Annotated in this window: 15 protein-coding genes; 12 read left to right on the plus strand and 3 right to left on the minus strand. The window is 68.9% G+C overall.

Annotated elements, in window-relative coordinates:
- The first annotated feature begins 155 nt into the window (after positions 1–155).
- The 3 genes from AC1DGW_RS09495 (at position 156) to AC1DGW_RS09505 (ending at position 7452) form a co-directional block, all read left to right on the plus strand.
- Positions 156–2402 carry a TonB-dependent receptor gene (locus AC1DGW_RS09495; protein WP_478022112.1) on the plus strand — a complete coding sequence of 749 codons (2247 nt, stop codon included), beginning with the start codon at positions 156–158 and terminating at the stop codon, positions 2400–2402.
- 383 nt (positions 2403–2785) lie between these two features.
- Positions 2786–5473 (plus strand): TonB-dependent receptor domain-containing protein, encoded by a 2688-nt coding sequence (locus tag AC1DGW_RS09500; protein ID WP_478022114.1) that lies wholly within the window; start codon positions 2786–2788, stop codon positions 5471–5473.
- A 32-nt stretch (positions 5474–5505) separates the two neighbouring features.
- The gene (locus AC1DGW_RS09505; RefSeq protein WP_478022117.1) at positions 5506–7452 is read left to right on the plus strand and encodes a S9 family peptidase; all 1947 of its coding nucleotides are present in this window, start codon (positions 5506–5508) and stop codon (positions 7450–7452) included.
- 37 nt (positions 7453–7489) lie between these two features.
- Here the strand turns inward: AC1DGW_RS09505 and AC1DGW_RS09510 are convergent, their stop codons facing one another.
- A complete protein-coding gene (locus AC1DGW_RS09510) occupies positions 7490–8380 on the minus strand; it encodes an energy transducer TonB family protein (protein ID WP_478022118.1) in 891 nt (296 codons plus the stop codon).
- Complete coding sequence (gshB, locus tag AC1DGW_RS09515; RefSeq protein WP_478022227.1) at positions 8377–9327, minus strand: glutathione synthase; 951 nt, start codon at positions 9325–9327, stop codon at positions 8377–8379. The genes AC1DGW_RS09510 and gshB overlap by 4 nt, the downstream gene beginning before the upstream one ends.
- Positions 9328–9574: 247 nt before the next feature.
- Here gshB and pilG point away from each other — a divergent pair, with 247 nt between their 5' ends.
- From pilG to AC1DGW_RS09550, 7 genes are all read left to right on the plus strand, one after another.
- Complete coding sequence (gene pilG / locus AC1DGW_RS09520; RefSeq protein WP_054667142.1) at positions 9575–9976, plus strand: twitching motility response regulator PilG; 402 nt, start codon at positions 9575–9577, stop codon at positions 9974–9976.
- Between the two features lie 16 nt (positions 9977–9992).
- Positions 9993–10355, plus strand: coding sequence for a response regulator (locus tag AC1DGW_RS09525; protein ID WP_153190889.1), 363 nt, complete (start codon positions 9993–9995; stop codon positions 10353–10355).
- Positions 10355–10885 carry a chemotaxis protein CheW gene (locus AC1DGW_RS09530; protein WP_478022122.1) on the plus strand — a complete coding sequence of 177 codons (531 nt, stop codon included), beginning with the start codon at positions 10355–10357 and terminating at the stop codon, positions 10883–10885. The genes AC1DGW_RS09525 and AC1DGW_RS09530 overlap by 1 nt, the downstream gene beginning before the upstream one ends.
- A 41-nt stretch (positions 10886–10926) precedes the next feature.
- Positions 10927–12963: a methyl-accepting chemotaxis protein gene (locus AC1DGW_RS09535; RefSeq protein ID WP_478022125.1), complete on the plus strand. Its 2037-nt coding sequence runs from the start codon at positions 10927–10929 to the stop codon at positions 12961–12963.
- Positions 12964–13071: 108 nt separating this feature from the next.
- Entirely contained in the window at positions 13072–19422 is a 6351-nt protein-coding gene (locus AC1DGW_RS09540) for an Hpt domain-containing protein (RefSeq protein ID WP_478022127.1), read from the plus strand.
- Positions 19409–20764 (plus strand): chemotaxis protein CheB, encoded by a 1356-nt coding sequence (locus AC1DGW_RS09545; RefSeq protein ID WP_478022129.1) that lies wholly within the window; start codon positions 19409–19411, stop codon positions 20762–20764. Before AC1DGW_RS09540 ends, AC1DGW_RS09545 begins: the two co-directional genes overlap by 14 nt.
- A gap of 25 nt (positions 20765–20789) precedes the next feature.
- Positions 20790–21260, plus strand: a complete 471-nt coding sequence (locus AC1DGW_RS09550) for a chemotaxis protein CheW (protein WP_478022131.1) — start codon at positions 20790–20792, stop codon at positions 21258–21260.
- Positions 21261–21388: 128 nt separating this feature from the next.
- On the opposite strand, the gene AC1DGW_RS09555 is transcribed toward AC1DGW_RS09550, so the two are convergent.
- Complete coding sequence (locus AC1DGW_RS09555) at positions 21389–22123, minus strand: 16S rRNA (uracil(1498)-N(3))-methyltransferase (RefSeq protein WP_478022133.1); 735 nt, start codon at positions 22121–22123, stop codon at positions 21389–21391.
- A gap of 124 nt (positions 22124–22247) precedes the next feature.
- On the opposite strand from AC1DGW_RS09555, the gene nudE reads away from it, so the two are divergent.
- Together nudE and cysQ are read left to right on the plus strand one after the other, a co-directional pair.
- Positions 22248–22796, plus strand: coding sequence for an ADP compounds hydrolase NudE (nudE, locus tag AC1DGW_RS09560; RefSeq protein WP_478022135.1), 549 nt, complete (start codon positions 22248–22250; stop codon positions 22794–22796).
- The gene (gene cysQ / locus AC1DGW_RS09565; RefSeq protein WP_478022137.1) at positions 22793–23599 is read left to right on the plus strand and encodes a 3'(2'),5'-bisphosphate nucleotidase CysQ; all 807 of its coding nucleotides are present in this window, start codon (positions 22793–22795) and stop codon (positions 23597–23599) included. The genes nudE and cysQ overlap by 4 nt, the downstream gene beginning before the upstream one ends.
- Positions 23600–23613: the final 14 nt, after the last annotated feature.

Genomic DNA, 23613 nt, shown 5'->3' on the forward strand with positions numbered 1-23613 from the left:
GCCAGCCACGGCCGGAGGGCTTCTCCCACGCCAACATCAAGGCGAACTCCATGCAGCTCCGCTTCCGCTCCGGTGCCGTAGACCGCAGCCCATCCCATCGTTTCTTCCTCCGTCGCTCCACTCTTTCCCAGGCCTGCGCCCTGCTCGTGCTGTCGATGGGCGCCTCCGCGGCGATGGCGGAGGAGGCGGCCGACCCGGCCGCACGCAGCGCCGCCACCGCGCTGGACACGATCACCGTGACCGCCGAGCGCCGCGAGCAGAACCTGCAGGATGTACCGGTCTCGGTGGGCGTGGTGCAGGGCGAGGCGATGCGCGCCTTTACCGAGGGCGGCGACGACACCCTGCTGGCGTTGTCTGGCAAGGTGCCCGGCTTCTATGCCGAGACCACCACCGGCCGCATCTTCCCGCGCTTCTACATCCGTGGCCTGGGCAACATCGATTTCTACCTGGGCGCTTCGCAGCCGGTGTCGATCATCCAGGACGACGTCGTGCTCGAACACGTGGTGCTCAAGTCCAACCCGGTCTACGACGTGGACCAGGTGGAAGTGCTGCGCGGTCCGCAGGGCTCGCTGTTCGGCCGCAACACCACCGCCGGCATCGTCAAGTTCGACACGGTGAAGCCCGGCGAGGAGTTCAGCGGCCGGGTCAACGCCAGCTATGGCAGCCAAGACACCGTGGCGATCGACGGCGGCATCGGCGGGCCGATCAACGACGTGCTGTCCTTCCGCGTGTCCACGCTGTACCAGCACCGCGGCGACTGGGTGGACAACACCTACAGCGGCCCCAGCGCCGACGGCACGGTCGGTCCGAAGAACAACGCCATGGGCGGCTACGACGACCGCAACCTGCGCCTGCAGATGCTGTTCAAGCCCAGCGAACGGTTCTCGCTGCTGGCCTCGGCGCATACCCGCGACTATGACGGCACGTCCACGCTGTTCCTGCGCGGGGCGATGCACAAGGGCTCGAACAAGGTCGACGTGGCGCGCGACAAGGTCGCCTACGACGAGGCCGGCAACAACCCGCAGGCGTACCGGACCCATGGCGGTTCGATCAAGGCGATCTACGACTTCGGCGCGACGACGCTGACCTCGATCAGCGCCTACGAGACCACCTCCGGTTACAGCCGCGGCGATACCGATGGCGGCGCCGCGGCGGATTTCCCGGTCGGCGGCGTGCCGAACGGCTATGGCCAGTCGATGGGGCAGGTGCGAGACCTCGGCCAGTTCACCCAGGAACTGCGCCTGGCCAGCAACACCACCGATCCGTGGTCCTGGCAGGTCGGCGCGTTCTATTTCGACGGCCGCGACACCACCGATTTCTACCAGCGCGCCTGGTTCCTGCAGGGCGCGGCGCGCAACCCGAACAACTGGGTACGCCTGCGCAACATCAATACGTCGTGGGCCGGCTTCGGCCAGGTGAGCTGGAAGGCCAGCGATGCGCTGACCCTGACCGCCGGCGTGCGTGCGACCCGGGACGAGAAGAGCACGCGCCTGCTCAAGACCGCCGATACCGCCGCGGGCGTGGTGACCTACAAGGGTCGCCACAACGTGGAGATGTCCGATACCCAGCCCAGCTGGGACCTGAGCGCCATGTATGAAGTCAATCGGGCACTGAGTGTCTACGCACGCGTGGCGCGCGGCTTCCGCGGGCCGACCATCCAGGGCCGTTCGGCGGTGTTCAATTCCGATTTCACCACCGCCGATTCGGAAACCATCCTGTCGTGGGAAGCCGGCATCAAGAGCAGCCTGTTCGACAACCGCCTGCGCCTGAACGTCAGCGGCTTCACCTATGCGGTGGACGACATCCAGCTCAACGGCAACGATTCCAACGGCAATGGCGTGCTGTTCAACGCCGACAAGGCGCGCGCCTACGGTCTGGAGGCGGACATGGACTGGCGGCCGATTCCGAACCTGTCGCTGAGCGCCGGCCTGAGCCTGCTGCACAGCAGGATCCAGGACAAGCGCGTGTATGCGCAGGTCTGCGCGCTCAACGGCGTGGTCGTGTGCACGGTCAAGGACCCGACCATCAAGATCGGCAGCAACGTCTACGCGCAGATCGACGGCAACCCGCTGCCGAACGCGCCGAAGTACAACCTCAACCTCGCTGCGCGCTACGACATTCCGGTAGGCGACGATGGCGCGGTGTTCTTCGCCACCGACTGGAACCGGCAGGGCCGGACACAGTTCGTCCTGTACCGCACCGACGAGTTCTATTCCAACGGCAACTTCGAGGGTGGCCTGCGGGTCGGTTACAGCGGCGGCTACGGTGCGTGGGAAGTGGCGGCGTTCGCGCGCAACATCACCAACGAGAAGAACCTCAAGGGCGTGATCGAGAACTACATGGCAGCCGTCTACAACGAGCCGCGCATCGTCGGCGTTTCGTTCAACTACAACTGGCGCTGATGCGGCCTGCCGGGCTTCCCGCCCTCGTGAGGAGGGCGGGAAATCCGCGCAATCCAGGGTCGTATCCGGCCACGCAGGCGAAGTTGCGAAAGAAACAATGCGCTCGCCGCGGCTTCGTCGACTGTGACGGAATCCGTCCAACGAAAAAGAGGGCGGATTTTGAAATGGAATCCCGGTAAGATGCGCCACACGCTGCGAAACAAGCACTTTCCGGCGCATGCGATGCGGCCGCTTCGACGCTGCCATCGGTACTCGAATCCCGTTGCATCCGTAATGAAGTTTGTCTTTCCATAGACATTAGGCATTGTTCGTTCACGAGTTGGCACTGTCGGCGCGCCCGCACACCGGGCCCCCCAGTCATTGCGAATCCGGGTAACGAACACATGCGCAAGCCACTCCAGCTTCATCCCCTGACGTTGTGCGTCCTGGCGACATTGGCCGCTTCGGCCAGCGTCCATGCCCAGACCAAGGACGAAGGCAGCGACCGCAAGGTCAGCGATCTCGCCGCGGTCAGTGTGTCCGCATCGCGCATCGACCGCCCCGACCTGGTGGCACCGACGCCGACCCTGCCGATCACCGCCGAGGAGCTGAAGCTCGACTCGCGCACCAACATCGGCGCCGCGCTCAACGACCTGCCGCAGTTCCGCGCCACCAGTTCGCCGCAGACCACCGGTTCCAACACCGGCGCCGGAAACGCGCCGGTCGATCTGCGCGGCCTGGGCATTTCGCGCACCCTGGTGCTGCAGGACGGTCGCCGCATTTCCAGCGACAACGACCTCAACACGATTCCATCGATCGTCGTCAAAAGCGTCGACGTGGTGACCGGCGGTGCCTCCGCGGCCTGGGGCTCGGGCGCGGTTGGTGGCGTGGTCAATATCAGCCTGGATCACGACTTCGTCGGCTTCAAGGCCGGCGCCCAGGCCGGGCAATCCACCTACGACGACGGCAAGGAGAAGCGCTTCGAGGCGGCCTGGGGCACGGACTTCGCCGATGGGCGCGGCCATTTCCTGGTGGGTGGCGAGTTCCTCGACAACGACGGCATCGTGCCGCGCAGTTCGCGCAGCCGTGCCGGCCGCTGGTCGACGCTGTCGGTCGGCAACGGCCAGTACCAGTTGATGCCTGATGTCGGCTTCTCCGACGCCGGCTACGGCGGCCTGATCCTGTCCGGCGTGCTCAAGGGCAAGGCCTTCAATCCGGATGGTTCGCTGCGCGATTTCCGCTACGGTCATGTCGTCGGCGCGCTGATGAGCGGCGGCGAAGGGCCGTCGAACGACGACTACAGCCCGCTCAGCGCGCCGCAGAAGCGCTACTCGGTGCTGGCCAGCGGTCGTTACGACCTGAACGACGATGTGCGCCTGACTGCCGAAGTGCGTCATTCGCGGATGTATAACAACTACATCTGGTTCGGCGACCACAACCGCAACAACCTGGACATCGGTATCGACAATGCCTTCCTGCCGCAGCATGTGCGCGAGGCGATGCAGCAGGCCGGCGAAACCAAGTTGCGCATCGGTCGTTTCAACAACGACATCAACTACCCGCATATCGATTTCGAGCGCAAGACCACCCAGGCCACGCTCGCGCTCGATGGCTATGCCGGCGATTGGCGCTGGAGCGCCTACTACAGCCATGGCGAGGCCGAAGCCAACTTCGACACGCCGGGGTTCATCCTGCGCGATGCCTGGGCCAATGCGATCGACTCGGTGACCGACCCGGTCACCGGCAAGCCGGTGTGCCGCGTCAGCCTGGGCAACCCGGCGGTGCACTGCGTGCCGATCAATGTGTTCGGCGAGGGCGCGCCGTCGCAGGAGGCCATCGACTACGTGACCGGCACCCCGCAGCAGCGTGCCAAGACCACGCTGGACGTGTTCGGCGCCAGCCTGCGTGGCGAGCCCTGGGAACTGCCGGCGGGCGCGGTCTCGGTGGCGTTCGGCGTGGAAGGGCGGCGCGAAGCGATCGACCAGCGCGTCGGCGAGCTGGACGCGGCCAAGGCCTTCCGGTCGTTCAACTTCAGCGCCATGAAGGGTTCGTTCAACGTCAAGGAAGCCTTCGGCGAAGTGCTGGTACCGCTGGTCAAAGACGTGCCGGGCCTGAACAACCTGGCCCTGAGCGCGGCAGCGCGCATCTCCGACTACAACACCACCGGCGCGATCTGGTCGTGGAAACTTGGCTTCACCAATGAATTCTTCGATGGCTTCCGTGGCCGCCTCGCCCGTTCGCGCGACATCCGCTCGGCCAACCTGAGCGAGCTGTTCACCACCACCACCACCGGCTGGAGCTACGTCACCGATCCAACCAACAACCAGACCGTCTACGCGCTGAGCAACGGCGGCGGCAATCCGGGGCTGCGGCCGGAGACCGCCGACACCCTGACCGCCGGCCTGAGCTGGTCGCCGCGCGCGGTCGAAGGGCTGGATTTCTCGGTGGACTACTTCAACATCGACATCAAGGACGTGATCACCACCATCGGCCTGCAGGACATCCTCAGCCGCTGCGCTGCCGGCAACGCCGAGCTGTGCAGCCGGGTCGAGCGTGACGCGGGAGGCAACATCACCCGCATCGTCTCCACCTACACCAACCTGTCGCAGTACAAGACCGACGGCGTCGACCTGGAAGCCTCGTACCGCCGCGACGCCAACCTGTTCGGCGTCTCCGGCCGCCTGCGCTTCCGCACCCTGGCGACCTGGGTCAACAGCCTGAGCACCGACGACGGCGTCAAGCGCATGGAGTACGTCGGTTCGCAGGGCTATGCCTTCGGCCTCGGCGTGCCGAAGTGGCGCGCGGTGTCCAGCGTCGCTTTCGACAGCGATGCCTTCTCGATCAACGCGCGTGCGCGCTACCTGTCGGCCGGCGATTACGACCGCAACCAGAACATCGTCAACAACCGCATCGGCAGCTACGTCTACTACGACGTGGGCGGCGCCTACCGGCTGGGCGGCGAGGGCAGGGTCGAGCTGTACGCCAGCGCCAACAATGTCTTCAACAAGAAAGCGCCCATCGCGGCGACGTTCTCGCCCTACTACGACGTCATGGGTGCCTATTACACCGCCGGCGTGCGGGTGAAGTTCTGAGCGGCCTCGCCGCCAACCGACGAGGAGCAGAAATGAATCATGCAATCCGTGCCCTGCTGGTGGCGGCAGTCGCCGTCGCCGGCAATGCGGCCGCAGCGGTTCCGGTGCCGCCGGCGATCCACGCCGACGGCGTTCCCGCCATTCCCGAGGCGACCGCCGAGGCCAGCGCCCGCTACCTGGAATTCCGCCGCGCCGCTTTCCTCGGCTGGGATCCGCAGAGCCGCTCCGTGCTGATGAAGACCCGCTTCGGCAGCACCGACCAGCTGCACAGCGTGCGGTCGCCTGGGGCTGCGCGTACCCAGCTGAGCTTCGAGGCCGAGCCGGTTCCCTTCGCCAGCCATGCGCCGGGCGACAGCGGCCACCTGGTGGTGCAGAAGGACATCGGCGGCAACGAGTTCTTCCAGCTTTACCTGTTGAAGGATGGCCGCCTGGAACTGCTGACCGACGGCAGGTCGCGCAACTGGTTCGGCAGCTGGAGCCGCGACGGCCACCTGCTCGGCTACGCCTCCTCGCGGCGCAACGGCGCGGACATGGATCTCTACGTGCTGGACCCGTCCCGGCCAGGCAGCGACCGCATGGTCGCCCAGGTCAGCGGCGGTGGCTGGAACATCTCCGACTTCTCGCCCGACGGCAGCCGTGCACTGGCCATCAACCGGCTCTCCATCAACCATGCCGTGCTGGCCGAGATCGACCTGCGCAAGGGCGGGATGAAGGTGCTGACGCCGGCGCGCGGACGCGCGTCCTACGCCGATGCGCACTATGCCCGCGATGGACGGATCTGGGTGCTGTCCAACCGCGATTCGGATTTCGTCCGGCTGGGCAAGCTGGACCCGCGCAACGGCGCGTTCGCCGCGGTCAGCCGCGAACCGCGCTGGGACGTGACCGACTACGCGGTATCCGATGACGAACAGGTACTGGTCTACGCGATCAACGACGCCGGCGTGTCGCGGCTGCGCGTGGGCGACGGCCAGGGCGGCAACCTGCGGCAGGTCGATGGTTTGCCGGACGGCGTGCTGGACTGGAGCATCGGCCGCCTGCTGCAGATCGCGCCGTGGGGCGAGATCGGCCTGAGCCTGTCCTCGGCCAGGGTGCCCGGCGATGTCTACTCGATCGACCCGCAGACGCTGGCGGTCAAGCGCTGGACCTGGAGCGAGGCCGGCGGCCTGGACCTGGAGCGCAACCGCGAGCCTGAACTCGTGGAAGTGGCCAGTTTCGACGGCGAGAAGGTTTCCGGCTTCCTGTACCGTCCCGATCCGGCCCGCTTCCCCGGCAAGCGCCCGTTGATCATGGACATCCACGGTGGCCCGGAAGGGCAGAGCCGGCCAGGGTTCCTTGGCGCCGACAACTATCTGGTCAACGAACTGGGCGTGGCCCTGTTCCTGCCCAATGTGCGCGGTTCCTCGGGCTATGGCACCCGTTTCCTGGACCTGGACAACGGGCCGTGGAAGCGCGAGGACTCGGTCAAGGACGTGGGCGCGTTCATCGATGCGCTGGCGGGCGACCAGGGGCTGGATGCGGCGCGCTTCGCCGTCTACGGTTTCAGCTATGGCGGCTACATGTGCTATGCCTCGGCGGTGCACTACAGCGACCGCCTGCGCTCGGCCAGCTGCGCCGTCGCCATTTCCGATTTCGTCACCTTCCTGGAGAACACCCAGGCCTACCGGCGCGACCTGCGGCGGGTGGAGTACGGCGACGAGCGTGATCCGGCCCAGCGCGCCAGGCTGGCGGAGATATCGCCGCTGCGCAATGTCGGGAAAATCCGCATTCCGCTGATGGTCGCCGCCGGCGGCAACGATCCGCGGGTGCCGGCCTCCGAGGCCGAGCAGATCGTCAAGGCGTTGCGCGGGCAGGGTGGCGAGGCCTGGCACGTGCTGGCGCGCAACGAAGGCCACGGCTTCCACAAGCGCGAGAACCGCGATTACATCTTCTGGGCCGGGATCGAGTTCTGGAAGAAGACGCTGCTCGGCCAGGCGGAGTGACGTGCAGGGAGCGTCGGCGATGGCCGGCGCTCCCGCTTCAGCGGTCGTCGTGCAGCTGGCCGCCGGGCAGGAACACCCAGGTGCGGGTGACCTGCAGGATGTCGATGTCGTCGCTGGTGCGGGGCAGGGGCGGGAACGGCTGCGCCAGTTCCACCACCCGCAGCGCGGCGGCGTCCAGCAGCGGCGTGCCGCTGCTGCGCAGGATGCGGCTGCTTTCCACGCTGCCGTCGCGGCGCACGCCGACGGTGATCACCACCTGGCCGCCGAGGCGGCGCTGGCGCGCTTCGTCGGGATAGTTCAGGTTGCCCACGCGCTCGGCGCGGTCGACCCAGGCGCGCAGGTAGTTGGCGTAGGCGTATTCGCGGGTGCTGGCCGAGACGAACTTGCGGTTCGGGCGCTTGGCGTACTGCTCCGAGCGCAGGTGCACTTCGGCGGCCAGCCGCGCCATCTCCGCGTCGCGCTGCTCACGCGCGGTCATCGGGGCATCCAGGTCGGGGTGCTCGGGCAACGGCCGCGGCTGCGCCTCGGCGACGACCTGTTCGCCCTGGGTGCTGCTGACCACGCGGGTCTGCGGCGGCGGGGGCGCCGCCGCGTCCTGGCGCTGCATGGGTACCGGCGCCAGGCCGCCGTCGGGCTGTGGCACGATGCCGGCCTGGCTGTCGCGCGGACGCTGCGGCCTGTCGTGGTCGCCGCCGCCCTGCTGGTTGGCCTGGGCCAGGAAATCGGCCTGCTCCGGCGTCAGCGGCGTGCTGGTCTGGCTGAAGATCACGTCCAGCGTCGGCACCAGCGGTGCGTTGCCGCCGACCGCGAAGCCCACGCCCAGGATCAGCAGGCCATGCACCAGCAGCGAGAGCGTCAGCGTGGCGCCCAGCCGCTGCTGTTCGGTGACCCGTGCCGGCGGCGGCAGGGCATCCGCGGATACGCTCATCGCGACAGGCCGGCCTCGAGTGCGTCGAACAGCTGGCCGGCGATGTTCAGCCCGAACTGGGCATCGAGCTCGCGGGCGCAGGTCGGGCTGGTGACGTTGACCTCGGTGAGGTAGTCGCCGATCACGTCCAGGCCGACGAAGCGCATGCCGCGGCGTTTCATTTCCGGGCCGACCTGGGCGGCGATCCAGCGGTCGCGTTCGCTGAGCGGGCGGCCTTCGCCGCGGCCGCCGGCGGCGAGGTTGCCGCGGAATTCGTCGCCCTGCGGGATGCGCGCCAGGCAGTAGTCCACCGGCTCGCCGTCGATCAGCAGGATGCGCTTGTCGCCGGCGCTGATGTCGGGGATGAAACGCTGCGCCAGCGCCAGCCGGCGGCCGCCGTCGGTGAGCGTCTCCAGGATGACGTTGAGGTTCGCATCGCCCGTGCCGCTGCGGAAGATCGAGCGCCCGCCCATGCCGTCCAGCGGCTTGAGCACGACCTGCCCGTGTTCGTGGGCGAAGGCTTTCAGCGCGGCGTTGCTGCGGCTGACCAGGGTCGGCGGGCAGCACTGCGGGAACAGCAGCGCGGCCAGTTTCTCGTTGTAGTCGCGCAAACCCTGCGGGTCGTTGACCACGCAGGCGCCGGCGGCCTGGGCCACCGACAGTACCTGGGTGTCGTAGAGGAACTCGCTGTCGAACGGCGGGTCCTTGCGCATCAGCACGATCTGGCCGGGGCCGAACGCCATGCGGGCAAAGCCGCCGAGGGTGAACCAGCCGGCCGGGTCGTCGCGCACCTGCAGTGGCGCGGTCTCGGCCACGGCGAGGCCGCCTTCCAGCGCCAGCCCTCCGGGGCGCACGTAATGCAGGCGATGGCCGCGCCGCTGGGCTTCCAGCAGCATGGCGAAGGTGGTGTCCTTGGCGATCTTGATTTGGGCGATGGGGTCCATCACCACGATGACGTCCAGCATGATCCACGGCCTTTCGGGTCAGGTGGCGATGGTAGCGTCCCGGCGCGACGGGCGCCCAGCGCCATGCGCGATCCGGAGCGTTGCGGGGCTGAATGGCCCCGCGCAGCGACTGCGATGGGGTTCACACTGCGCGCGGCGCCGGCCCCGCAACGACGACAGCCCTTGACAGTTCGCGGCAGGGCTGGGATATAGACCGCTTTCGCAGCAGCGCCACGTTCAGATGGCGCGCTGCGCGCCCGGGGAAATCGCAATGGTTGAAAACATGGCTGCGGGTGGGGAACTCGCAGGGCTGAAGGTGATGGTCATCGACGATTCGAAGACCATCAGGCGTACCGCCGAGACACTGCTCAAGCGCGAAGGCTGCGAGGTCGTGACCGCGACCGACGGTTTCGAGGCACTGGCCAAAATCGCCGACCAGCAGCCGCAGATCATCTTCGTCGACATCATGATGCCGCGCCTGGACGGCTACCAGACCTGCGCGCTGATCAAGGGCAACCAGCTCTTCAAGTCCACGCCGGTGATCATGCTGTCCTCCAAGGACGGCCTGTTCGACAAGGCGCGCGGGCGCATCGTCGGCTCCGAGCAGTACCTGACCAAGCCATTCACTCGCGAAGAACTGCTGGGCGCCATCCGCACATACGTCAACGCCTGACCAGGGGGTAAGGCACATGGCTCGAATCCTGTTGATCGAGGACTCACCGACCGACCGGGCGGTGTTCACGCAATGGCTGGAAAAGGCCGGGCACGAAGTGCTCGCCACCGACAATGCCGAGGACGGCCTGCAGATGGCGCGCAGCCAGACGCCGCAGCTGGTGCTGATGGACGTGGTCCTGCCCGGCATGAGCGGGTTCCAGGCCACCCGCGCGCTGTCGCGCGACGAGGCCACCCGCGGCATTCCGGTGCTGATCGTCAGTACCAAGAGCATGGAGACCGACATGGCCTGGGGCATGCGCCAGGGCGCGTCGGACTACGTGGTGAAGCCGCCGCGCGAGGACGACCTGATCGCGCGGATCAACAAACTGGTGGGTTGATGCGATCTCCCTTCGACATCCTCGAGGCCTACGAGCGGCGCAGTCTGGCGCATGCGGTGCAGTTGCCGGAACGCCACTTCTCCACGGACGTGTGGCGCGGCGTGGGTTACCGCATCGGCGGCCGGCGCCTGGTGTCCGATTTCCGCGAGGTGGTCGAGATCGTGCCGATGCCGCCGATCACGCCGGTACCCGGCGCGCAGCCGTGGCTGCTGGGCGTGGGCAACCTGCGCGGCAACCTGTTCCCGGTGGTGGACCTGAAGTACTTCCTGGAAGGACAGCGCACCGTCCAGCAGGAAGGCCACCGCGTGCTGATCATGCGCCAGAGCGGCGGCGACGTCGCCATCAGCATCGACGAGCTCTACGGGCAGCGCAGCTTCGAGCTGTCCAGCCAGGTCCCGGCCGGCGACATCGCCCAGGGCCGCTACGCCCACTTCGTCGAACATGCCTTCAACGATGGCGGCCACGACTGGGGCGTGTTCTCGCTCTCCCTCCTGTCGCGCACGCCTGAATTCCGGCAGGCCGCCGCCTGAGTGCGGGTCTGCCTTTCCGTATTGGATACCGAGGTCGAAACATGAGTACTGCTCCGGACACCGCCAAGGCCGGCAAGCTTGGCAACGTGGGTACCAATTTCTGGCTGGGCCTGCTGGTACTGTCGATGATCGTGTTCGGCGCCAACACCGGCGTCGCGACCTGGCAGGGTAGCCGTCTGGCAGGCGCGGGCACCGGCGCGGCCGACCTGCAGGTGCTGTCGCAGCAGTTGGCCAACCAGGGCCGCGAGGCGGTGGCCGGCAACCGCGAGGCCTATGCCGCGTTCAAGGACACCCGCGCCAAGGTCGACCGCACCGTGGGCGAGCTGAAGAGCCGCTTCGGCGAGGAGGCCGGCGTGGCCGCGCCGCTGCGCCAGCTGGTCGAGACCTGGCAGCCGCTGTCCAAGAACGCCGAACAGATCGTGGCCAGCGAGCCCGCCGTCCTGGCGCTGGCCGGCAACGCCGACAGCTTCGTCGGCGCTGTGCCGCAGCTGCAGGCGCAGTTGAACGAAGTGGTGCGCGCGATGACCGCCGGCGGCGCCCAGTCCGCGCAGATCTACAACGGCCTGCAGCAGGTCGTGGTGGTCGGCTCCATGGCCCGCCGCGTCACCGAAATCCGCGCCGGCGGCCCCGGCGCCAGCGGTGCCGGCGACGCGCTGGCGCGCGATATGACGGTGTTCACCCAGGTGCTCGAAGGCCTGCGCAGCGGCAACGAGGAGCTGGGCATCGCCGCGGTGCGCAACCCCAACGCACAGGTGGCGCTGGAGCAGTCGACCAGCCAGTGGACCAAGATGAAGAAGGACGCCGACGCGATCCTGGCCAGCTCGCGCAACCTGTTCGCCGCGCAGTCCTCGGCCGCGGCCCTGGCCAGCGGCTCGGACCGCATGCTGGACAACAGCCGCAAGCTGTTCGACGCCTTCTCCGCGTTCGGTTCCACCCGCGACACCCGCATCTTCCCGAATTTCTGGTGGAGCGTGGTGTTCGGTGCGCTGTCGGTGCTGTCGATCATCGGCTTCGTGTGGAGCACGGTGCGCAGCCGGTCGCGCGAGCAGGAGCTGCGTTACCAGACCCAGGTGGAATTCAACAGCCGCAACCAGCAGGCGATCATGCGGCTGCTGGACGAAATCAGCTCGCTGGGTGAAGGCGACCTGACGGTGAAGGCCTCGGTGACCGAGGACATGACCGGCGCCATCGCCGACGCGATCAACTACGCCGTGGACGAACTGCGCCACCTGGTGACCACGATCAACGACATCTCCAGCAAGGTGGCGGTGTCGGCGCAGGAAACCCAGGCCACCGCCATGCAGCTGGCCGAAGCGGCCGGCCACCAGGCCGACGAGATCACCAGCGCCTCGGACCGCATCGGCGAAATCGCCTCGTCCATCGAACAGGTGTCGCGCAACTCCAGCGAATCGGCCGAAGTGGCACAGCGTTCGGTGGTCATCGCCACCGAGGGCGCCGGCGTGGTGCGCCAGACCATCCAGGGCATGGACCAGATCCGCGACCAGATCCAGGAAACCTCCAAGCGCATCAAGCGTCTGGGCGAGTCGTCGCAGGAAATCGGCTCGATCGTGGAACTGATCAACGACATTTCCGAACAGACCAACATCCTGGCGCTGAACGCGGCCGTGCAGGCGGCATCGGCCGGCGAGGCGGGCCGTGGTTTCGCGGTCGTGGCCGACGAGGTGCAGCGACTGGCAGAACGCACTTCGGGCGCGACGCGTCGAATCGAAGGCCTGGTGCAGGCGATTCAGGCCGATACCAACGAAGCGGTCACCTCGATGGAACAGACCACCGCCGAAGTGGTGTCCGGTGCGCGCCTTGCCGAGGACGCGGGTACCGCGCTGACCGAAATCGAACGCGTGTCCAACGCGCTCAACACCTTGATCAAGAACATCTCCATCGCCGCCCACCAGCAGGCCGCCGCCGCTACCGACATCACCCAGACCATGGGCGTGATCCGGCAGATCACCGGCCAGACCTCGCAGGGTGCCGGGCAGACCGCCGATTCGCTTGGCCAGCTCAACCAGCTGGCCGCGGACCTGCGCCGTTCGGTGGCCGACTTCAAGCTGCCGGCCTGAACCGGTTGAACGGGCGGGGATGGAAAGGAACCAGCAGATGATGTGTCGTCATACCGCAGAACAGGGCCGCCCGGACGGCAAGCGAACGATGCTGCACGGGGGAGTGCGATGAGTACCTTGCGCGATGCGATGAGCCACGCGGCGCTGGGCTGGGTCAAGCCGGAGCTGGACGAGACCCTGCGCCAGGCGCGCAGCGAGATCGAATACTTCGTCGAAGATCCGGCCGACACCAGCCGCATGCGCTTCTGCGCCAGCTACCTGCACCAGGTGCAGGGCACGCTGCGGATGGTCGAGCTGTATGCCCCGGCGATGGTGGCCGAGGAACTGGAGCTGCTGGCCGACGCCGTGCGCGATGGCGCCGTGCCGGACCGCGACGAAGCCTGCGCCACCCTGATGCGCGGCACCGTGCTGCTGCCCGATTACCTGGAGCGCCTGCAGAACGGCCACCGCGACATTCCGATCGTGCTGCTGCCGCTGCTCAATGAAATCCGCGCCGCGCGCGCCGCCGAGGGCATCAACGAAGGCGTGCTGCTGGCCTTCGACCCGGAAGCGGGCAAGGCCAGCGAGGCCGAACTGGAACATGCGCGGGGCAGCCTGCAGGGGCGCAACCGCGAGCTGCTGGACACGGTCGGCAACGCGGTGAAGGAAGAACTGCTGCGCATCAAGGATGCGCTGGACCTGCATGTGCGTCTGGGCGGTGCGACCGCCGATCTGCAGACCCAGGTCAACGAACTGGGCGCCGTGTCCGACACGCTGGGCGTGATGGGGCTGGGCGTGGCCCGCGGCGTGGTCGCGCAGCAGCGCGACGCGCTGCGCGAAGTGGTGGACGGCAGCCGTCCCATCGACGACAACCTGCTGCTCGACATCGCGGGCGCGCTGCTCTACGTCGACGCCTCGCTGGACGACCAGGTCGCCTACCTCGGCGCCAACCTGGAGGGCGATGAAGACCCGGCCGCGGTGGAGACCCGGCGCACGGTCGAGGTGCTGGCGCACGAGGCCATCGCCAATTTCGCCGCCGCGCGCGAAGCCTTCGTCGCCTTCATCGAGACCAACTGGGACCACGCGCGCCTGCAGGACGTGCCGCGCCTGCTCGACGAGGTTTCCGGCGCGCTGCGCATGCTTGACCTGCAGGCGCCCGCGGACTACATGAACGGCATCCGCCAGTACATCGGCGTCGAACTGATCGGGCGCAGGCGCATCCCCGGCGGGCGCCAGCTGGATACGCTGGCCGATGCCATGGCCAGCCTCGAGTACTACCTCGAAGCGCTGCGCGAGCGGCGCCCGGGCCGCGAGGAGATCCTGGACATCACCCGCAGCAGCCTGGAGGCGCTGCGCTACTGGCCGGTACCGGTGGCAGGCGCGCAGGAGGAGGCTGTTTCCGCCCCGTTGGCGCCGGTTGCCGCGTCCGCCGTGGACGAGGTACAGGATCGGCAGGAAACCCGGGATGTCACGGCGTTCGTCGAAGACGCTGGGCAGCTGTCTGGCGCGCCGGTGGTACAGGAAGAAGAGGCCGTTGCTTCGTTCGCGCCGCCGGCCCGTCCGCTGGTGTTCGGCGACGCCATCCACGCACGTACGGCGCTGGCTTCGCCGGTGGCGGCCACCGAGCCGCCGCCGCTGCCGTCGTTCGATGCCGCTTCCTCCTTCTCGTTCGATCCAGTGGCTGCCGAAGACCTGTCCGCCGAGGCGGATGGTCCGGCCGCGACCGTCGCGCCGCTGGACTTCGATACCGGCTTCCAGCCGGCATCCGACGACGGCATGCCGCAGGCGGAACACGCTGCTTCCAGCGATTTCCTGGCCTTCGATCCGGTCGGTTCCGAGTCGTGGACGCCGGCCGCGGCGGGCGACGCCGGCACGCAGCTGCCCATCGATGCATCGCCATTCGAATTCACCATCGAGGAGCCGGTTGCCGCCGAGGTGGCCGCGCGGTCCGGGATGGACGCCACGCCGGCCGATGACGCCGCGATGGAAACCGAGGTTCCCGCTGCGATCGGCCCTGCCGACGCGGCGCCCGCGGCGGACCACGAGATGGCAGCCTTCATGGCCGAGCTGGACAAGGCCGCTGCCTCCTTCGATCCGTTCGAGTTGCCGGCCGAAACGGAAGCGGCGCCTGTCGCCGCGGCGCCGGCCGAGATGGCCGTTGCCACCCTTGAGGCTGGCGAAGGCCTGGACGGCGGTTTCGACAACGATGCCGAGCAGATCGACCAGGACATCCGCGATGTGTTCATCGAGGAGTTCGACGAGGAGCTGCTGAACCTGGGGCGCCTGCTGCCGGCATGGCGTGCCGCGCCGGACAGCATGGAGCGCCTGCGCCCGGTGCGGCGCGTGTTCCATACGCTCAAGGGCAGCGGCCGCCTGGTCGGCGCGCGCACGCTCGGCGAGTTCAGCTGGAAGATCGAGAGCATGCTCAACCGCGTGCTCGACGGCAGCCGTCCTGCCAGCCCGGCGGTGGTGGCCCTGGTCAACCAGGCCTTCGACGTGTTGCCGCAGTTCAATGCCGCACTGCGCGACAACGGCCGCATCCACGCCGACGTGCCGGGCCTGCAGGACATCGCCGACCGCGTCGCCGCCGGCGAGGAAGCCTTCCATGTCGCTGGGGCTGCCGTGGCACCGGCCACGACCCCGGTGGCAGCAGTGCCCGCGACCGCGGCCGCCACTGGTACGCCGGCCTCGGTGGACAGCGTGCTGCGCGAGATCCTCGAAGCCGAAGTGGGCCAGCACCTGGCCACGGTCGAGGCCTGGCTGTCGCAGTCGCGTCCCGAGCCGCAGCCGGCGAGCGAGGAGCTGCTGCGCGCCGTGCACACCATGAGCGGCGCCTTCGCGATGACCGAGGTGCCGGAGATCACCGCGGTGACCGCACCGGTCGAGTCGTTCGTGAAGCGCTCGCTCGCCAACGCGGTGGTTCCGTCCGTTGAGGGCGTCGCCGCGCTGGGCGAGGCCGCCACCGCCGTGGCCACCACCATCACCGCGCTGCAGGCGCCGTCGCCGCTGATCCCGTCGTTCGCGCCGCTGGCCGCGCGCCTGCAGGCGCTGGCCGATGCCTTGCCGGAGGTGCAGTGGCCGCCGCAGGTGCACGAGGACATCGACGAGGAAGACATGCCGGCCGCGCCCGCGTCGGCCGCCGACGTGGAATCGACGCCGGCAGCGCTGCCGGTGGCCGAGGAACTGGCCGGCATCAGCGATCTTTCCGCCTATTTCGATCCCGCGCTGCTGGAAACCTCGTTTGCCGGCTCGCCGGGCCAGGCCACCGCGGAGCATCCGCCAGTGGAGGCCGAAACGCCTGCCGCCGCAGTGGAAGAGCCGGCCGCGGTGTCGGTCTTCGAATGGCCGGCCGAGCCTGAAAACGAAGCACAGCCGGAAGTTTCCGGCCTGTCGCACGATGCGCCGGAAACGCACGCTGAGCTGGGCGGGGGGGCGGATGCCGCCGGGACTGCGCTGTCGCTGGATGCCGTCGCGCCGGAGGAATATGCGGGCACCGAGCTGGTGGCCGAACCGGTGATGGAAGAGGCGCCGGCCGTCGTCGAGCCTGTCGAGGCGTCGGTGACGGACGATGCACCGGTCGCCGCAGCTGACAAGGAGCCGCAGCCGTCCGGGCATTCGCTGGTGGTGGACGATGCCGTTGCTGCGCCGGCGGATGCGTTCGAGGCGGGTGCATTCGAAGAAAGTGCGGCCGGCGATACCGTGGCCGCGTTCGACGACTCGCTCGCCGCGCTGGCCGTGGAAGAGACGGCTGCTCCGGTCGAGCCGGTGCTGGAGGCTGCCAAACCGGCGGCCGAGCTTGTCGATGAACCGACTGAAACCACCATCGAGGCCACGCAGGGCGACGTTGTCGCCGAACCCGAACCCGTCGTGCCGGTCGTCGAAGCGCCGATCGAACTGGCGCCGCTGACCATGCCGGTGCAGGACACCGCGGTTCCCGCGGCAGCCCTGGAAGCGGCGGCATTCGATGCCGGCCCGCTCGATTTCGACGACCTCGATCGCGAACTGGTCGATATCTTCGTCGAGGAAGGCAAGGACCTGCTCGACCACTGCGACCGCCTCATCAGCGAACTGCGTTCGGCGCCGGAAGACCGCGAACTGCTGGCCGGGCTGCAGCGCGACCTGCATACGCTCAAGGGCGGCGCGCGCATGGCGGGCATCAATGCCATCGGCGACCTTGGCCACGGCATCGAATCGCTGCTGGAAGCGGTGGCGGCCAGCCGTACCGAGATCGGCCGCAGCGACGTGCAACTGCTGGAGCGCGGTTTCGACCGCCTGCACCAGTTGCTGATCCGCACCGGCGCGCACCGCGCGGTACAGATGCCGGTCGATCTCATCGAGGCGTTCGAAGCCCGCACCGCCGGTCGCGCCGAAGCGCCGGAAACCATCGCGCAGCCGTTGCAGCCGGTCGAATCGATGCCGGCCGCCGGAATGGAAGCGTTGCCGGAACCGGAAGCGACCGCCACCTTGGCACCGTTGTCGATGGCCGATGCCGGCGACGATGCCGTCGCGGACGTTCCGCCCGACGCGGAAATGGCCCAGGAACTTCCGGCCGCTGCCGACGCACCGGTCGCCGAACTGCTGCCGCTGGCGCCTGCCGGCATCGCCGCCGAGCCGTTGTCGGCGCCGGTCGTCGAGACGCAGGCCGTGGACGAGGAGGGCGCCACCCGTGCCCAGGAGCAGGTGCGTGTCCGCGCCGACCTGCTCGACCGCCTGGTCAACCACGCCGGTGAAGTGGCGATCTACCGCTCGCGCCTGGAACAGCAGCTGGGCGCGTTCCGCAGCGCCATGGGCGAGCTGGACCGGACCAACGCCCGCCTGCGCGACCAGCTGCGCCGCCTGGACCTGGAAACCGAAGCACAGATCGTGGCCCGCTACCGCCGCGAGCAGGAGCAGGCCGACCAGGCGTTCGATCCGCTGGAGCTGGACCGCTTCTCCACGCTGCAGCAGCTCAGCCGCGCGCTGAACGAGTCGGCGGCCGACCTTGGCGGCCTGCAGGGCGTGCTGGACGACCTGTCACGCAACTACGATGCCCTGCTGCAGCAGCAGTCGCGCGTCAGCTCGGAACTGCAGGACGGCCTGATGCGCGCGCGCATGGTGCCGTTCGACGGCCTGGTGCCGCGCCTGCGCCGCGTGGTGCGGCAGGCCGCGCACGACATCGGCAAGCAGGTGCACCTGAACCTGGAAGGCACGCACGGCGAACTCGACCGCAACGTGCTCGACCGCATGGTCGCGCCGCTGGAGCACATGCTGCGCAACTCCGTGGCCCATGGCCTGGAGACGCCGGAACAGCGCGTCGCCGCCGGCAAGCCGGAGGAAGGCAGCATCACCCTGCGCCTGCGCCGTGAAGGTTCGGAAATCGTGCTGGAAGTGGCCGACGACGGTGCCGGCCTGGACCGCGAGGCGATCCGTCGCCGCGGCGAGCAGCGCGGCCTGATCCAGCCCGGCGAACAGCTCGACGACACGCAGCTGGACAACCTCATCTTCGCCTCCGGCTTCAGCACCAGCGAGCAGGTCAGCCAGCTCGCCGGCCGCGGCGTGGGCATGGACGTGGTGCGCAATGAAGTGCGCCAGCTCGGCGGTTCGGTGGACATCCACACCGTGCGCGGGCAGGGCGTCACCTTCACCCTGCGCCTGCCGCAGACGCTGGCCGTCACCCAGGCGGTGTTCGTGCGCATCGGCGAGACCACCTTCGCCGTGCCGGTCGCATCGGTCAGCGGCATCGGCCGCATCGCCCGCGAGCGTTTCGAATCCGGACAGGGCGGCTACCACTACAACGGCGAGGACTTCGCGCTGCACGATCTCGGCACGCTGGTCGGGCAGGCCGCGGCCAAGGCCGAAGGCCAGCCACAGATCCCGCTGCTGCTGGTGCGCGCCGGCGACCTGCGCGCCGCCGTGGCGATCGACCAGGTGCTGGGCAACCGCGAAATCGTGGTCAAGCCGGTGGGCCTGCAGATCGCCTCGGTCCCGGGCATCTACGGCGCCACCATCACCGGCGAAGGCAACGTCGTGGTGATCCTGGACGTGGCGCCGCTGGTGCGTCGCCACCTGTCGCAGCCGCAGCAGCCGGTGGAAGTGGCCGCGGTCGGCCAGCAGCGCCATGTGCCGCTGGTGATGGTGGTGGACGACTCGCTGACCATGCGCAAGGTCACCGGCCGCGTGCTGGAACGCCACAATTTCGAAGTGGTGGCCGCGCGCGATGGCATCGAGGCGCTGGAACGGCTGGAAGAACGCGTACCGGACCTGATGCTGCTGGACATCGAAATGCCGCGCATGGATGGCTACGAGCTGGCCACCGCGATGCGCGCCGATCCGCGCTACAAGGACGTGCCGATCGTGATGATCACCTCGCGCAGCGGCGACAAGCACCGCCAGCGCGCATTCGAGATCGGCGTGCAGCGCTATCTTGGCAAGCCGTACCAGGAGCTGGATCTGATGCGCAATGTCTATGACCTGCTGGGGATCGCCCGTGTCCGCGAGTGACCGTTCCGCCGTCAGGCCGGTCGCCCTGCTGGCGCGGCCCGGTGCGGCCCGCGAGCGCCTGAAGGAGGCGGTGCTCGCCGCTGGCGGCGCGCTGGTGCTGGAAGAGGATCCGGCCGCGCTGGACCCGGCCGCACTGCAGGCCGTCGGGCCGGCGATGGTGCTGGTGGCGCTGGAGCCGGCGGTGGAGGACGCGCTGGAGCGCCTTGCCCCGGCACTGGAAGCGCCACAGCTGGAGCTGATGTTCGAGGAGGCCGAACTGGCCGCGCGCCGTGAAGGCTGGGACGCGCAGCGCTGGACGCGACACCTCGCCGCCAAGCTGCAGGGCCACGACCAGGTCTTGCCGCCGGGGCAGGAAGAAGAAGCGCTGCCGCTGCTCGAGCCGGGCATGCCGGAGCGTCCGGACGAGCGCCATGCCGATGCGCCGCTGCAGTTCCACGTCGACGAGGCCGTGCTGCACATCGACGAGGTGCCGGCCGACACGTTGTATGCGCCGCCGGCTGCCATCGACCGGCCGGAAGTGCTGACCTTCGAGGAATTGATGGCCATGGCGCCATCCAGGCCGGAGCCCGACGCTGGCGCCGCGCCGGTGCTGCCGCCCGAACTGCCGCCGCTCCCGGATGCCGCGGAGCCGGCTCCGGTTGGTACCGGGCCTTTGCCTGGCAGCTTCCACAGCTGGTCGCTGCTCGAGGACGATGCCTACGCTGCTGCGGCATCGCCGGTCGCCACGCCGGCCGTGGATGATGCGCCACAGGAGGCCGCAGCCGCCGCCATCGGCACCGGCGCGCTGTCGCTGGTCGAACTGGAATCGGAAGCAGAGGCTGCAGCCCAGGGCGTGCTGCTGGTGCTGGCCGGCATCGGTGGACCGGATGCGGTGCGCCGCCTGCTGAGCGCGCTGCCGGACGATTACCTGCTGCCGGTGCTGGTGCAGATGCGCCTGGACGGCGGCCGCTACGCCAACCTCGTCAAGCAGATGTCGCGCGTGACCATGCTGCCGGTCGCGCTGGCCGAAACCGGGCAGGCGCTGGAAGGCGGCAATGTCTATGTGCTGCAGGACGGCGTCGGGGTGATGCCGCAGGCGGGCGGGTTGCGCTTCGCCGCCGAGCCGGCGCCGGTGCTGCAGGCGCTGCCGGTGGAGCGCTCGGCGGTGGTGATGCTCAGCGGTGCCGACCCGGCGCTGGTGCCGGCGGCGCTGGAATTCGCCGGGCGCGGCGGCTGGGTGGCCGGGCAGAGCGGCGACGGCTGCTACGACCCGGAAGCCGCCAGCCAGCTGGCCGTGGCCGGCCATCCGGCCGGTCCGCCCGAATACCTCGCCGGCGAGCTCGTCCAGCGCAGCTTCGGCTGAGCCGCATACGATCAAGGAATCGACCATGAGTTATGCAAGCAACGATGAAGTCCGTGGCGTCCTGATCCAGGCCGGCGTCGAGCGCGTACTGCTGCCCAACGCCACCGTCGCCGAAATGATGTCGCGGGTGACGGTGGAGCCCATCGAGGGCGCGCCCGACTGGCTGGCCGGCTATATCGCCTGGCAGGGCTGGGAAGTGCCGCTGCTGTCCTATGCCCGCTTCAACGGTGGTGACGAGCCGGTCGCCGGCAGCAACAAGGTGGTGGTGCTCAAGGCGCTGGGCGGCAACCCGGAGATGCCGTACTTCGCGCTGCTGACCCAGTCCTTCCCGCAGCTGATCGCGGTCCCGCGCGATGGCCTGCTGGCCGACGCCTCCGAGGAAAGCCTGCCGCAGGGCGTGCACATGCGCGTGCTGCTGGGCGAACAGAGTGCGCTGCTGCCGGACCTCGATGCGATCGAAAGCGCGGTGCTCGCCGCGCTGGCGGCGGTGGTCTGACCGGAGCGGCCGCGGCACACCAGAGTCCGATCGAAGCGGCGCGTTGCGCCGCTTTCCACATCGGGACGCCGCCACCACGCCGGTTGCGAGGGACGGTCTGCGCGCGGACGATCCCGCCGGTCGCCTTCCTACAGATCGCCCAGCCGCGCCTGCAGCGCCGCGATGGCAGCCAGCCCGGCGGTCTCGGTGCGCAGGATGCGCGGGCCCAGCTGCAGCCCCTGGAAACCGGCGTCGGCCAGTTGCTGGCGATCGCGCGGCGACCAGCCGCCTTCCGGGCCGATGGCGATCACCACGCCGCCGGCCGGCGCCGGCGGCAGCGTGGACAGGCGGTGTTCGCCCTGCGGGTCCAGGGTCAGGCGCAGGCTCAGCAAGGGTAGCGCCGCGGCCGCGGCGGACAGCGCCAGCGGTGGCGACAGCGCCGGAATGCGCGCGCGGCCCGACTGGCCGCAGGCCGAGCCGATCACGCTGCGCCAGTGCGCGATGCGCTTCTCCGCGCGCGCGGCGTCCAGTTTCACTTCGGTACGTTCGGCGTTCACCGGCACGATGGCGGTCACGCCCAGTTCGGTGGCCTTCTGCAGGATCAGGTCCATCTTCTCGCCGCGGGCGATGCCCTGCAGCAGGGTGATGGCCAGCGGCGATTCGTTGTCCAGCGCCTGCGCGGCGTCGATGCGTACCAGCGCGTCGCGCTTGCCCACCGCCACCAGCGTCGCGGCGTAGTCGCTGCCGTCGCCGTTGAACAGCACGCAGGCATCGCCTTCGCGCAGGCGCATCACCCGCACCAGGTGATTGGCGGCTTCCTCCGGCAGCGGCAGGGTCTGCCCGACGCGCAGCGGCAGTTCGACGGCGCAGCGGGTCAGGCGCATGCGCGGCTCCCACGGAGCGGGATCAACGTCGCGACGGCGGGGTCTGCTAGCATTTCGGACTCATGGAAACGTATCTGCCAGTGCGCATTCTAGCGATCCGCCAATCCTCCGACCGGGGCCGCGCATGAGCCGGCCGCTCCCGCTCATCCACAAGGTGGTGGAGGAGGACATCGGCCCGTTCCACCAGGAACACCTGGACCTGGAGTTCTCCAACGGCGAGCGCCGGCATTTCCAGCGGCTGGTCAGCCACGGGCATGGCGCGGTGGTGGTGGTGCCGATGCTGGACGAGGACACCGTGCTGCTGGTGCGCGAATACGCCGCCGGCCTGCACCGCTACGAGCTGGGGCTGGTGAAAGGCCGCATCGATGCCGGCGAGACGCCAGAGCAGGCGGCCGACCGCGAGCTCAAGGAGGAAGCCGGCTACGGTGCGCGCCGCATCGACGTGCTGCGCACCCTGACCCTGGCGCCGACCTACATGAGCCACCAGTCGTGGCTGGTGCTGGCGCGCGATCTCTACCCCGAACGCCTTGCCGGCGACGAACCCGAGGAACTGGAAGTGGTGCCCTGGAAACTGGCTGACCTGGACGGTCTGATGCTGCGCGAGGATTTCTCCGAAGGCCGCTCGCTGGCGGCCCTGTTCATCGCCCGCGAATGGTTGGGGAAAGCGCGATGAGCGCCCTGGACGCGGCACTGCGCGAAGCCGTCATCGCCATCGCCCAGCAGGCCGGCGCGGCGATCATGCAGGTCTATGCCGAGGGCTTCGACGTCCAGCACAAGGACGATCACAGCCCGCTCACCAGCGCCGACCTGGCCGCGCACAACGTGATCGTGCATGGCCTGTCGCAGTTGACCCCGGACCTGCCGGTGCTATCGGAGGAATCGGCGCAGCTGCCATGGGAAACCCGCCGCCAGTGGCAGGACTACTGGCTGGTCGATCCGCTGGACGGCACGCGCGAATTCATCAAGCGCAATGGCGAATTCAGCGTCAACATCGCGCTGATCCGCGACGGCGCGCCGGTGTTCGGCGTGGTGCAGGCACCGGTGACCGGCGTCGCCTGGCACGCCACGCGCGGCGAGGGCGCCTGGCGCCGCGAGGGCGGCCGCGAGGACGCGATCATCACCCGGCGGCCACCGGCGCTGCCGCTGCGGGTGGCGGCCAGCCGCTCGCACCGCGATGCGCGTACCGGCGAACTGCTGGCGCGCATGGGCGAGATCGAACTGGTCGCGCAGGGTTCCTCGCTGAAATTCTGCCGCATCGCCGAGGGCACGCTGGACGTGTACCCGCGGCTGGGCCCGACCAGCGAATGGGATACCGCCGCCGGGCAATGCGTGCTTGAAGCGGCCGGCGGCGTGCTGCTGGCCGCCGATACCGGCGAGCCCTTCCACTACAACCGGCGTCCGCGCCTGCTCAATGGCGACTTCGTGGCGCTGGGCGATCCGGCGCTGCCCTGGCGCGACTGGGTGGCCGGGCTGTGAGCGGCGCCGGCGAC

Source organism: Stenotrophomonas sp. 05N423, from assembly GCF_056397145.1.